This window comes from Leifsonia sp. Leaf336, from assembly GCF_001423695.1.
In the GTDB taxonomy this organism is placed as follows: domain Bacteria; phylum Actinomycetota; class Actinomycetes; order Actinomycetales; family Microbacteriaceae; genus Leifsonia.
This window is the reverse complement of sequence record NZ_LMOZ01000001.1, coordinates 1,449,778-1,462,600: the sequence shown is the minus strand read 5'-3', so window position 1 is coordinate 1,462,600 and position 12,823 is coordinate 1,449,778. Positions and strand designations below refer to the sequence as shown.

General features: G+C 71.0%; 11 protein-coding genes. All 11 read right to left on the bottom strand.

The features are described from left to right. Position 1: 1 nt before the first annotated feature. Positions 2 to 1,195: a methionine adenosyltransferase gene (gene metK, locus ASF88_RS07080; protein ID WP_055915884.1), complete on the bottom strand. Its 1,194-nt coding sequence runs from the start codon at positions 1,193 to 1,195 to the stop codon at positions 2 to 4. Between the two features lie 58 nt (positions 1,196 to 1,253). Then, positions 1,254 to 2,537 (bottom strand): bifunctional phosphopantothenoylcysteine decarboxylase/phosphopantothenate synthase, encoded by a 1,284-nt coding sequence (locus ASF88_RS07075; RefSeq protein WP_055915882.1) that lies wholly within the window; start codon positions 2,535 to 2,537, stop codon positions 1,254 to 1,256. A gap of 141 nt (positions 2,538 to 2,678) precedes the next feature. Beyond that, positions 2,679 to 2,939 (bottom strand): DNA-directed RNA polymerase subunit omega, encoded by a 261-nt coding sequence (gene rpoZ, locus ASF88_RS07070; protein WP_055915880.1) that lies wholly within the window; start codon positions 2,937 to 2,939, stop codon positions 2,679 to 2,681. Between the two features lie 91 nt (positions 2,940 to 3,030). After that, positions 3,031 to 3,993, bottom strand: a complete 963-nt coding sequence (gmk, locus tag ASF88_RS07065) for a guanylate kinase (protein WP_055915878.1) — start codon at positions 3,991 to 3,993, stop codon at positions 3,031 to 3,033. Then, positions 3,986 to 4,867, bottom strand: a complete 882-nt coding sequence (gene pyrF, locus ASF88_RS07060) for an orotidine-5'-phosphate decarboxylase (RefSeq protein WP_082518788.1) — start codon at positions 4,865 to 4,867, stop codon at positions 3,986 to 3,988. The genes gmk and pyrF overlap by 8 nt, the downstream gene beginning before the upstream one ends. Then, the gene (carB, locus tag ASF88_RS07055) at positions 4,864 to 8,145 is read right to left on the bottom strand and encodes a carbamoyl-phosphate synthase large subunit (RefSeq protein WP_055915876.1); all 3,282 of its coding nucleotides are present in this window, start codon (positions 8,143 to 8,145) and stop codon (positions 4,864 to 4,866) included. The genes pyrF and carB overlap by 4 nt, the downstream gene beginning before the upstream one ends. Further along, positions 8,145 to 9,320, bottom strand: a complete 1,176-nt coding sequence (gene carA, locus ASF88_RS07050; RefSeq protein ID WP_082518787.1) for a glutamine-hydrolyzing carbamoyl-phosphate synthase small subunit — start codon at positions 9,318 to 9,320, stop codon at positions 8,145 to 8,147. The genes carB and carA overlap by 1 nt, the downstream gene beginning before the upstream one ends. 1 nt (position 9,321) lies before the next feature. Next, positions 9,322 to 9,849, bottom strand: coding sequence for a PH-like domain-containing protein (locus ASF88_RS07045; protein ID WP_055915872.1), 528 nt, complete (start codon positions 9,847 to 9,849; stop codon positions 9,322 to 9,324). After that, positions 9,842 to 11,185 (bottom strand): dihydroorotase, encoded by a 1,344-nt coding sequence (locus ASF88_RS07040; protein WP_200935238.1) that lies wholly within the window; start codon positions 11,183 to 11,185, stop codon positions 9,842 to 9,844. Before ASF88_RS07040 ends, ASF88_RS07045 begins: the two co-directional genes overlap by 8 nt. Then, complete coding sequence (locus ASF88_RS07035; protein ID WP_055915870.1) at positions 11,182 to 12,192, bottom strand: aspartate carbamoyltransferase catalytic subunit; 1,011 nt, start codon at positions 12,190 to 12,192, stop codon at positions 11,182 to 11,184. The genes ASF88_RS07040 and ASF88_RS07035 overlap by 4 nt, the downstream gene beginning before the upstream one ends. Next, on the bottom strand, positions 12,189 to 12,761 hold the full coding sequence (gene pyrR / locus ASF88_RS07030; protein WP_055915868.1) for a bifunctional pyr operon transcriptional regulator/uracil phosphoribosyltransferase PyrR: 573 nt from the start codon (positions 12,759 to 12,761) through the stop codon (positions 12,189 to 12,191). The genes ASF88_RS07035 and pyrR overlap by 4 nt, the downstream gene beginning before the upstream one ends. Positions 12,762 to 12,823: the final 62 nt, after the last annotated feature.

The window sequence follows — 12,823 nt, the reverse complement described above, 5'->3', positions numbered from 1 at the left end:
GCTAGAGCCCTGCGGCGGAGCGCAGGTCGTCGACGCGGTCCAGCCGCTCCCAGGTGAAGTCGGGGAGTTCGCGGCCGAAGTGGCCGTAGGTCGCCGTCTGCGCGTAGATCGGCCGGAGGAGATCGAGGTCGCGCACGATGGCCGCCGGGCGCAGGTCGAACACCTCGCGGATGGCGCGGATGATCCGGTCGTCCGGAACCGTGCCGGTGCCGAACGTCTCCACGTACAGCCCGACAGGCGCCGCCTTGCCGATCGCGTACGCCACCTGCACCTCCAGCCGGTCGGCGAGGCCTGCTGCGACGGCGTTCTTCGCGACCCAGCGCATCGCGTAGGCCGCCGAGCGGTCGACCTTCGACGGGTCCTTGCCCGAGAACGCCCCGCCGCCGTGACGGCTCGCGCCGCCGTAGGTGTCGACGATGATCTTGCGGCCGGTGAGGCCGGCGTCGCCCTTGGGGCCGCCGATCTCGAACCGTCCGGTCGGGTTGATGAGCGTGCGGATGTGCGCGGTCTCGAGCCCGGCGGCGTGCATGACCGGCGCGATGACCTCCTCGATCACCTCGGCCTGCAGCTGCTCGCTGGAGACGTGCGGCGCGTGCTGCGTGGAGAGGACGACGGTCTCGACCGACCGCGGCGTGTAGCCCTCGTAGCCGATCGTCACCTGCGTCTTGCCGTCGGGCCGGAGGTAGTCGAGCGTGCCGTCTTTGCGCACGGCGGCGAGCCGCTCGGCCAACCGGTGGGCCAGCCAGATCGGCAACGGCATGTACTGCGGCGTCTCGGTGGTGGCGAAGCCGAACATGATGCCCTGGTCGCCCGCACCCTGCCGGTCGAGGTCGTCGACGCTCTGCTCGGCGCGCGACTCGAGCGCATTGTCCACGCCCTGAGCGATGTCGGGCGACTGGGCGCCGATCGAGACGGAGACGCCGCACTGGGTGCCGTCGAAGCTGACGTCGGACGAGTCGTAGCCGATCTCGACGATCTTCTCGCGCACCAGCGCGGGGATCTCGACGTAGCCGTTGGTCGTCACCTCGCCCGCGACGTGCACCAGACCGGTCGTGACCAGCGTCTCGACCGCGACCCGGCTGTGCGGGTCGACCGCGATGAGCGCGTCGAGGATGCTGTCGGAGATCTGGTCGCAGATCTTGTCCGGGTGACCCTCGGTGACCGACTCGGACGTGAAGAGGCGCAGATCTGCCATTGTTCTCCTTGATCGCGGCGCGGAGGGTGTGCCCGGGATGCCGTGGCCCGGTCGTCGACTAGACGACGACGTCGAGGATACGGTCGGCCACCGACAGCTTGCTCCCCGAGGCCTCCATCACTATATCGCCGCCCTTGCGCAGCACGACGACCTCGTTGCTCTCCGTTGCGAAGCCCTGCTCCCAGCCGACCTGGTTGAGCACCAGGAAATCACTGCCCTTCGCGGCGAGCTTGGTGCGCCCGAGCTCGATCAGCGTGGACGGGTCCGGCTCGGTCTCGGCCGCGAACCCCACGACGACCTGGCCGTCGCGGCGCTCCGACGAGAGCCCGGCGAGGATGTCGGGGTTGGCGACCAGGTCGATGCTCAGCGTGTCGCCCGCCTCGGACTTCTTGATCTTGCTGTCGCGAGTGACCGCGGGACGGTAATCGGCGACCGCGGCCGTCATCACGACGACATCGGCCGATCTCGCCGCCTCGGTCACCGCCTCCTGGAGCTCGAGCGCCGTCTGCACCTCGACGACCTCGACGCCCTCGGGAGGGTCGACCTCCAGGTGCGCGGCGATCAGCACCACGTCGGCGCCGCGCGCCTGCGCCGCTGCGGCGACGGCGACGCCCTGGCGCCCGCTGGATCGGTTGCCGAGGAAGCGCACGGGATCGAGCGGCTCGCGCGTGCCGCCCGCCGTCACGACGATGCGTTTGCCGGCGAGGTCCACGCCTCCACGCGGCAGCCGCGACGCTTCGTTCGCGCGCCGACGCTCCGAGAGCACGACGACGTCGGCGACCGGCTCGGGGACGGCCGAGACGGCGAGACGCGGCGAGATCCCCGCGGCGCGCAGTGCGGCCCGCACGATCACGTCGGGCTCCTCCATGCGGCCGGGGCCGGAATCGGCCCCGGTGAGCTGGCCGGAGGCGGGACCGACCACGGTGACGCCGCGGCTGCGGAGCGTCGCGACGTTGGCGACGGTGGCAGGATTGCGCCACATCTCGGTGTGCATCGCCGGCGCCACGACGAGCGGCGCCGTGGAGGCCAGAACGGTGTTGCCCAGCAGGTCGTCGGCGAGACCCGCCGCCAGCTTCGCGAGCGTGTTGGCGGTCGCGGGGGCGATGACGATGAGGTCGGCGGACTGGCCGATGGCCACGTGACGCACCTCGGCGACGCCCTCGTAGAGGTCGGTCGCCACCGGGTTGCGGCTGATCGCCTCGAGCGTCGGGCGGCCGACGAACCGCAGCGCGGCCTCCGTCGCGACGACGTGGACGGAGTGCCCTTCGAGGACCAGCGCGCGGATGACTCCGACGGCCTTATACGCGGCGATGCCGCCGGTCACTCCGACGACGATGGTCAATCGTGGGCTCACGGCGGCATCTCCTCCATCGGCCGGGGATCCGGCTGCGATCGTACGGCTGCTCGGGGCGCGCTGGCTCTCGGCGCTGGTTCTGAAGCGCCGGTTCAGCGGCTCTCAGTCTGCGGGTCTCGGAGGGCCGAGTTACTCCGCGGCGAGGGGCTTGATGACGAGCTTGTCCTCGTTGATCTCGTGCAGCGCCACCGACAGGGGCTTGTCGTCGACCGAGGAGTCGACCAGCGGGCCGACGTTGTCGAACAGGCTGCCCTCGTGGAGGTCGGCGTAGTAGTCGTTGATCTGGCGCGCACGCTTGGAGGCGAAGATGACGAGCGCGTACTTGGACTCGACGCGAGCCAGGAGGTCGTCGATGGGCGGGTCGATGATGCCGTTGTTGCTGGTTGCCATGCGGAAACCCTCTCTGTTCGTGCTTCCGGCCCCGTGAGGCGGGGCGCGGAGAACCTGCGGAAGGCGCCGAACTCGGCGCTACGATTCTGATCTACGGGCGCGACGGCGCCGAGCGGACCTTCATCAAGTCTACGACCTCGCGAGCGGCCTCGGCGACCGTGTGGTTGACGACCCGGTAGTCGAACTCGTCCTGGGCGGCCAGCTCGACCTTCGCGGTCTCCAGCCGGCGCTGCTGCTCGGAGGCGTCTTCGGTGCCCCGGCCGATGAGCCGGCGGACCAGCTCCTCCCACGTCGGAGGCAGCAGGAAGATGAGCCGGGCCTCCGGCATCGACTCGCGCACCTGGCGCGCGCCCTGGAGGTCGATCTCGAGCAGCACGCTCCTGCCCTGCTCCAGCGCGTCCTCGATCGGGGCGCGCGGAGTTCCGTAGCGGTAGGCGTTGTGCACGGTGGCGTGCTCCAGCAGCTCGCCCTCCGCGATCATGCGGTCGAACTCGGCGTCGTCGACGAAGTAGTAGTTGACGCCGTCGACCTCGCCGGGCCGCGGCGCCCGGGTCGTCGCCGACACCGAGAGCAGCACATCGGGGTAGTTCTCGCGGATGTAGGTCGAGACCGTGCCCTTGCCGACCGCGGACGGCCCGGCGAGGACAACGAGCTGGTTGCGGCGCCGGCCGACCTTGTTCTCGCGCTCGATCAGGAACTCGCGCAGCTTGAGACGCTGATGGCGGCCGAGGCCGCCGAGGCGCTTGGCCGGCGAGATCGCCAGCTTCTGCAGGGCCTCCTGCATCTTGGTCGTCCCGATCGCGGGGACGCTGAGCAGGAACTCGGTGACGCGGAGGCGACCCTCGACGCCGCCGGGGGCGGCGGTCGCGTGGTCGAGGACGACCAGCGGCGAGATCTCGCGCGCGGCGATCGCGTTCTTCACGGCGGCGCGCGCCCGCCGGGCGGCGACGGCGGCGGCGGACGCCGCTGCGCGGTCGACCTCGGGAGGCGCCGGCCGGACCGATGCGGGTCGCGTCGAGGCCGGTCGAGCCGATGCGGACTGGGGCTCAGCCATGGCTGGCGCGCACCTCCTCCGCGCGGCGCGCGACCGCGTCGGCCAGCCCGTGCGGGCCGGCGCTCAGGAGGCCGCGGGACTCGCTCACGATCACTCCGGGCGCGTACGCGCCGAAGAGCCGGTCGACGTCGTCGACCCGCGCGCCCTGGTGCCCGAACCCGGGCGCGAGCACCGGGAAGGCCGGCTCGATCGCGACCGCGGTGTCGATGCCGTAGTCGCCGAGCGCGACCGTGGCGCCGAGCACCAGGCCGACCGTGCCGAAGGGATGCGGAGGCTGAGCCTGGTTGAACGCGTGCACGTCTTCGATGATCGCACGCGCCACGGTCATCCCGGCACGCGCTCCGTCGGCGACGACCGCCTGCTGCACGGCCGCGGCCTCCGGGTTGGAGGTCGCGGCGAGCACGAACAGGCCCTTGCCGGTCTCCTCCGCGAGCCGCATCGGCTCGGCGAGGGAGCCGACGCCCTGGAACGCGGCGACCGTCAGGGCGTCGGCCTCCAGCGGAGAGCCGGGGGTGAGCCACGACTCGGCGTAGGCGGCGACGCTCGTGCCGATGTCACCGCGTTTGGCGTCGGCGATCACGAGCAGGCCGGCTTCGCGCGCTGCGCGGATCACGTCCTCCAGCGCCGCGTAGCCCGCCGAACCGAAGCGCTCGAAGAACGCGACCTGCGGCTTGACGATGCCCGCCGCGCCCGTGGCGGCGTCCACCGTGCGCAGGCCGAACTCCCGCAGCCCGGCGGCGGAGGCGTCCAGCCCCCAGTCCGCCAGCAGGTGCGCGTGCGGGTCGATGCCGACGCAGAGCCGCCCGCGCTCGGCGAACACGCCAGCGAGGCGGTCGCCGAACGAGGCGGCTGCGGTGGCCGTGCCGTCGGTCACGCGCGCGCGGCCCTCTGCCGTGCGTACTCCTGCAGCGACGTCACCTCGAAGCCCTCGCGGACCGCATCGAGCGACGCCACGGCGGCGCTCAACTCGGCGATCGTGGTGAACAGCGGCTTGTCGCCGGCCACCGCCGCCGCGCGGATCTCGTAGCCGTCCGCACGCGCCGAGCGACCGCTCGGGGTGTTGATGACGACATCCACCTCGTTGCGGGTGATGAGCCCGACGACCGAGTCCTCCTCCGGCGCCTCGCTGAACTTGCGGACGACGCGCGCGGCGATGCCGTTGCGGTTGAGCACCTCCGCGGTGCCCTCGGTGGCGACGATGTCGTAGCCGAGCTGCTGAAGCCGGAGCACCGGGAGCACGATCGCGCGCTTGTCGCGGTCGGAGACCGAGACGAAGACGGTGCCCTCCAGCGGCATGCCGCCGTAGGCCGCCGCCTGGCTCTTGGCGAACGCCGTCGGGAAGTCGCGGTCGATGCCCATGACCTCGCCGGTCGAGCGCATCTCCGGACCGAGCACGGAGTCGACGATCTTGCCCTCGCGGGTGCGGAAGCGCTTGAACGGGAGGACGGCCTCCTTGACGGCGACCGGCGAGTCCATCGGGATGATCGAGCCGTCGGTGTCGGGCAGGAGCCCCTCCGCGATCAGGCCGGAGATCGTGTCGCCGACCATGATCCGCGAGGCCGCCTTCGCGAGCGGGATGCCCAGCGCCTTCGAGACGAACGGGACGGTCCGCGACGCGCGCGGGTTGGCCTCCAGGACGTAGAGCACGCCGGCGCCGATCGCGAACTGCACGTTCAGGAGGCCGCGCACGCCGATGCCCTCGGCGATCTTCAGCGTCGCCTCGCGCACGCGGTCGATCTCGCGGCGGCCGAGCGTGATCGGCGGCAGGGTGCAGCTGGAGTCGCCGGAGTGGATGCCGGCCTCCTCGATGTGCTCCATGACGCCGCCGATGTAGAGCCGGTCGCCGTCGAAGAGCGCGTCGACGTCGATCTCGATCGCGTCGTCGAGGAAGCGGTCGACCAGCAGCGGATGCGCCGGGCCGACGATGCCCTGACCGGCCACGCGCTCGAAGTAGTCCGCCAGCGACGCGGTGTCGTAGACGATCTCCATGCCACGGCCGCCGAGCACGTAGCTCGGGCGCACCAGCACCGGGTAGCCGATCTGCTCGGCCGCGTGCGCGGCGCTCGGGAAGTCGACGGCCGTGCCGTTGCGCGGGGCCAGCAGGCCCGCGTTCTCGAGGATCTCGGCGAACAGGCCGCGCTCCTCCGCCAGGTCGATCGCCTCCGGGGTGGTGCCGAGGATCGGGACGCCCGCGGCCTCCAGGCCCTTCGCGAGGCCGAGGGCGGTCTGGCCGCCCAACTGCACGACCACGCCGACGAGCTCGCCGGACTGCGACTCCGCGTGGATGACCTCCAGCACGTCTTCGAGCGTGAGCGGCTCGAAGTAGAGGCGGTCGGAGGTGTCGTAGTCGGTCGACACCGTCTCCGGGTTGCAGTTGATCATGATCGTCTCGAACCCGGCGTCGTGCAGGGCGAACGAGGCGTGCACGCAGGAGTAGTCGAACTCGACGCCCTGGCCGATGCGGTTCGGGCCGGAGCCGAGGATGACGACCTTGCGCGAGTCGCTCGGCGCGACCTCGGTCTCCTCGTCGTAGCTCGAGTAGTGGTACGGCGTGAGGGCGGGGAACTCGCCGGCGCAGGTGTCGACCGTCTTGTACACCGGGCGCACGCCGAGGATGTGGCGCACCTCGCGCACGTCGGCCTCGCCGAAGCCGCGCAGCTCGCCGATCTGGGCGTCGGAGAACCCGTGGTCCTTCGCGTAGCGGAGCGTGTCGGTGTCGAGCGTCTGCGCGTCGCGGATCTGCACCGCGACCTCGTTGATCAGGACGATCTGGTCGATGAACCACGGGTCGATCTTGGTGGCCTCGAAGACCAGCTCGGGCGTCGCTCCCAGCCGCAGCGCCTGCTGCACGTCGACGATGCGGCCATCGGTCGGCGTCGCGATCGACTCCAGCAGCTCCTCCACGCTGCGCGACTCGGGTCCCCAGTGGAACGAGGAGCCCCGCTTCTCGAGCGAGCGCAGGGCCTTCTGCAGCGCGCTCGTGAAGCTACGGCCGATCGCCATCGCCTCGCCGACCGACTTCATGGTCGTCGTGAGCGTCGGGTCGGCGGCCGGGAACTTCTCGAACGCGAACCGCGGGACCTTGACGACGACGTAGTCGAGCGTCGGCTCGAAGCTCGCCGGCGTGACCTGCGTGATGTCGTTGGGGATCTCGTCGAGGCGGTAGCCGATCGCGAGCTTGGCCGCGATCTTGGCGATCGGGAAGCCGGTCGCCTTGGAGGCCAGCGCCGACGAACGCGAGACGCGCGGGTTCATCTCGATGACGATGATGCGGCCGTTCTCGGGGTTCACCGCGAACTGGATGTTGCAGCCGCCGGTGTCGACGCCCACCGCGCGGATGATGTCGATGCCGATGTCGCGCAGCTTCTGGTACTCGCGGTCGGTGAGCGTGAGCGCCGGTGCGACCGTGATCGAGTCGCCGGTGTGCACGCCGACCGGGTCGACGTTCTCGATGGAGCAGACGACCACCGTGTTGTCGGAGGTGTCGCGCATCAGCTCGAGCTCGTACTCCTTCCAGCCGAGGATGGACTCCTCGAGGAGCACCTCGCTGGTCGGGCTCTGGTGGATGCCGTCGCCGGCGATGCGGCGCAGCTCCTCCGGGGTGTACGCGAAGCCCGAGCCCAGGCCGCCCATCGTGAAGGAGGGGCGGACGACGAGCGGGTAGCCGAGGTCCTCCGCGTACTCCAGCGCCTCGTCGACGGTGTGGGCGATGTAGGAGCGTGCGACCTCCGCACCGGCCTCGATGACGAGGTCTTTGAAGATCTGGCGGTCCTCACCCTTCTGGATCGCCTCGAACTTGGCGCCGATCAGTTCGACGCCGTACTTCTCGAGGATCCCGTGCTCGTGCAGCTGCATGGCCGCGTTGAGCGCCGTCTGGCCGCCCAGGGTCGGCAGGATGGCGTCCGGCTTCTCCTTGGCGATGATGGTCTCGATGACCTGCCAGGTGATCGGCTCGACGTAGGTGGCGTCGGCGAAATCGGGGTCGGTCATGATCGTCGCGGGGTTGGAGTTGACCAGGATGACGCGCACGCCCTCCTGCTTGAGCACCCGGCACGCCTGGGTGCCGGAGTAGTCGAACTCGCAGGCCTGGCCGATGACGATCGGGCCGGACCCGATGACCAGGACGGAGTGGATGTCGTCGCGCTTGGGCATCAGTCGTTCTCCTGGGTCTGGTCGTCGTTCTCGACCTCGGTCGCAGGCTCCACCGCGCGGATCATGTCGAGGAACCGGTCGAAGAGGTAGTTGGCGTCGTGCGGGCCGGCCGCCGCCTCCGGGTGGTACTGCACGCTGAACGCGTCGATGTCGAGGCAGTTGAGGCCCTCCACGACGTTGTCGTTGAGGCTGAAGTGGCTGACCTCCACCGTGCCGAAGCCGGCCGGCGAGTCGAAGGTCGCGTCGATCGGCGCCTTGACCGCGAACCCGTGGTTCTGCGCGGTGATCTCGACCCGCCCGGTGCGCTTGTCGAGCACCGGCTGGTTGATGCCGCGGTGGCCGAACGGGAGCTTGTAGGTGGTGAGCCCGAGCGCACGGCCGAGCAGCTGGTTGCCGAAGCAGATGCCGAAGTACGGCAGTCCGGCCCGCAGCGTCTCCTGCAGGAGCGCGACGTGCTTGTCGGAGGCCTGCGGGTCGCCGGGGCCGTTCGAGAAGAACAGGGCGGACGGCTTCAGGCTGAGCACGTGCTCGGCGGTGACCTGCTGCGGGAGGACGTGGACGTCGAGCCCACGCCCTGCCAGGTTCTCCAGGGTCGACTTCTTGACGCCCAGGTCGAGGACCGCGACCGAGCCGACGCGCTCGCCGACCGCCGGGACGGTGTAGGGCTCCACCGTGGAGACCTCGGCCGAGAGGTTGCGGCCGGACATCTTCGCGGCCGAGAGCACGAGCTCCAGCTGCTCCGCGTCGCTCAGGCCGAAGTCGTCACCCGAGAAGATCCCGGCGCGCATCGCGCCCGCCGACCGGATGTGCCGGGTCACCGCACGGGTGTCGATGCCACTGACGCCCACGACGCCCTGCTCGACGAGGTCGTCGTCGAGGCTGCGCTGCGCGCGGAAGTTCGAGACAACACGGCTGGGCTCGCGGACGACGAAGCCGTCGACCCAGATCCGCCGGGACTCCATGTCTTCGTCGTTGGTGCCGGTGTTGCCGATGTGCGGCGCCGTCATCAGGACGATCTGGCCCGCGTACGACGGGTCGGTCAGGGTCTCCTGGTAGCCGGTCATGCCGGTGGCGAAGACCGCTTCGCCGAGTGTGCGGCCACGGGCGCCGTACGCCCGTCCCACATAGCGCTTCCCGTCTTCGAGGACGAGGACGGCAGGCTCTGCTGCGACCACGTCACACCTCCCTTTCGGTGCTGTCACCCGGCGTGCTGTCCGCCGGGACGATCTCTTCGACGGCCGAGGTCAGCCGACCCCGGCCGGCCGGGTCCACGACCCGGAAGTAGCTGTCGGCGGCCGCGCCGCCGCTGGTGGTCCAGCCGAGGCGGACGAGACCGTCCCGCTCGACGACGCGGTCGATCGCGACAGTGGACGCCCCGATGCCGGTGAGCGCAGCGGCGGGGATGAACACGGGCTGCTCCCCCGTCACCCGCAGCTGGACGCCGTCGGCCGAGACCTCCACCGTGCCTCTGCCGCGGTACGAGAGGCCGGGCAGTGCGAGGCGCTCCAGCGGCTCGCCCGCCTTCGTCGTGGCGACGTAGAGCACCTCGGAGGTCGCGGTCGCGGCGGACGCGGTCTCCGGCGCGGGGTAGCCGCCCCCGGCCGGCGCGTCGCGACGCACGCGCCGGCGCCAGCCGACGATTGCGAGAGCGAGCACGACGATGACGACGAGCAGGATGCCGATCGTCGGCAGGAGCTTATCCACGGGCCACCTCCAGCTGTTCGACGACCGCGCCGTCGACGACAGTCGCGTACCCGCGGTGGAACGTCGCGACCACACGGCCGGGGAGCGTCATCGACAGGTACGGCGAGTTGACGCCCTTGCCGGCGAGATCGCCGGTCGAGAACTCCCGCGACGCGGTCGGGTCGTAGAGGAACAGCTCCGCCGGTGCGCCCGCCTCGAGCGGGAGGCCGTGGCCCTGCAGCCGGCCGATGCGAGCCGGGGCGGCCGAGAGCACGCGGGCGATGTCGGTCCAGCCGAGCAGCCCGTTGTCGACCACGGAGGCCTGCACGACCGACAGGGCCGACTCCAGGCCGACCATGCCGAACGCGGCGGCGTCCCACTCGCAGTCCTTCGACTCGACCGGGTGCGGGGCGTGATCGGTCGCGACGATGTCGATGGTGCCGTCGGCGAGGCCGGCGCGCAGCGCCTCCACGTCCTCGGTACGGCGCAGCGGCGGGTTCACCTTGTAGCGCGCGTCGTAGCCGGAGGCCAGCTCCTCGGTCAGCAGCAGGTGGTGCGGCGTCACCTCCGCGGTGACGTCGACCCCGCGGGCCTTGGCCCAGCGGATGACGTCGACCGAGCCGGCCGTCGACACGTGGCAGACATGCAGGCGCGAGCCGACGTGCTCGGCCAGAAGCACATCGCGGGCGATGATCGACTCCTCGGCCACGGCGGGCCAGCCTGCGAGGCCTAACTCCCCCGACAGCGCGCCCTCGTTCATCTGCGCGCCCTCGGTGAGCCGCGGCTCCTGCGCGTGCTGGGCGATGACGCCGCCGAACGCCTTGACGTACTCGAGCGCGCGGCGCATCAGCAGTGGGTCGGAGACGCACTTGCCGTCGTCCGAGAACACCCGCACCCTGGCGCGCGATTCGGCCATGGCGCCGAGCTCGGCCAGCCGCTCGCCCCCGAGACCGACGGTCACCGCGCCGATCGGCTGCACGGTCGCGTAGCCGGCCGCCTCGCCGAGGCTGAGCACCTGCTCGACGACGCCGGCGGTGTCGGCCACCGGAGAGGTGTTCGCCATCGGGAACACCGCGGTGAAGCCTCCCGCCGCCGCGGCGCGCGTGCCCGTGAGCACCGTCTCGCTCTGCTCGTAGCCGGGTTCGCGCAGGTGCGTGTGGAGGTCGACCAGCCCGGGCAGGGCGATCAGGCCGTCGGCGTCGATCACCGTGGCGCCCGCCGCCGCGGCGTCGGAGCCCGTCGCGGCGATCCGGCCGTCGGCGAGCAGCAGGTCGGTGCGGGTGCCGTCGGCCAGCGACGCGCCGCGGATCAGGTACTGCTGGCTCACCTTGTCACTCCTGTACACACCGTCACTCATCGCGCACCGCCTGTCGTCGGCGGCTCTTCATTCGTCTGCCGCTCTTCATGGGTCCTCTGGCCGTCCCGGTCGCCCCCGGACAGCAGCAGGTACAGCGCCGCCATTCGCACGGACACGCCGTTGGCGACCTGCTCCCGCACCGTCGACCGCGGCGAGTCGGCGGCGGCCGCCGAGATCTCCAGCCCGCGGTTCATGGGCCCGGGGTGCATCACAATGCTATCCGCCCGGAGCCGGCCCAGCCGTTCCTCGTCGAGTCCCCAGCGCCGCGCGTATTCGCGCTCGGTCGGGAAGTAGGCGGCGTGCATGCGCTCGCCCTGGATGCGAAGCATCATCACCACGTCGGGGTCCGCGTCGATCGCGCGGTCGAGGTCGTAGCCGATCGTGGCCGGCCAGCTCGATACGTCCACGGGAAGGAGGGTCGGAGGAGCGACCAGGGCGACCTCCGCCCCGAGGGTCTGCAGCAGCCACACGTTCGAGCGCGCGACCCGCGAGTGCAGGATGTCGCCGACGATCGTGACGCGCACCCCGTCGAGATCGCGGCCGCGCGAGCCGCGGCCGTGCAGTCGCCTGCGCATCGTGAAGGCGTCGAGCAGCGCCTGCGTCGGGTGCTCGTGCATCCCGTCGCCGGCGTTCAGCACGCCCGCGTCGATCCAGCCGCTGGTCGCGAGCGTCTGCGGCGCACCGGACGCGCTGTGCCGCACCACCACGGCGTCGGCGCCCATCGCGGCGAGGGTCTGCGCGGTGTCCTTCAGACTCTCGCCCTTCGAGACGCTCGAACCCTTGGCCGAGAAGTTGATCACATCCGCGGACAGCCGCTTCGCGGCCGCCTCGAACGAGATCCGCGTGCGGGTCGAGTCCTCGAAGAACAGGTTGACGACCGTCTTGCCGCGCAGCGTCGGGAGCTTCTTCACCTCGCGGTCCTGCACATCCGCCATGTCCTCCGCGACGTCCAGCAGAGTGATGGCGTCGTCGCGCGAGAGGGTCTTCGTGCTGAGCAGGTGCCTCATGCGCGGCCTCCGTCGTCCGTCGTTCCGGGCTCGTCGATGGTCACCGACTCCTCGCCGTCGATCTCGTCCAGTCGGACGAAGATGCGCTCGGTCGCCGCCGACGGGAGGTTCTTGCCGACGAAGTCCGCGCGGATCGGGAGTTCGCGGTGCCCGCGGTCCACCAGCACGGCGAGGCGCACGGCCCGCGGCCTCCCGAGGTCGCTGAGCGCATCGAGCGCCGCCCGGATCGTCCGGCCGGAGAACAGCACGTCGTCGACCAGCACGACGGTGCGGCCGTCGATCGGCCCCGGCAGCGACGTCGGCTGCGGGGCCCGGGTGGGATGCCGCGACAGGTCGTCGCGGTACATGGTCACATCGAGCGCGCCCACGATGTCGTCGGGCGAAGCCACGGACTGCGGCTCGATGCGCTGGATGTTCTCGGCGATCCGCCGGGCGAGCACGACGCCGCGCGTCGGGATCCCCAGGACCACCAGATCGTTCGTTCCCCGGTTGGACTCCAGGATCTCGTGGGAGATCCGAGTCAACGCCCGGGCGATGTCAGCCTGCTGCAGCACGGTGCGCGCTGTCATGCCGACCTCCTTCCCCGCCTCACAGGACGGCTGTTAAAGGATGCCAATTGGGACGAGCCTAG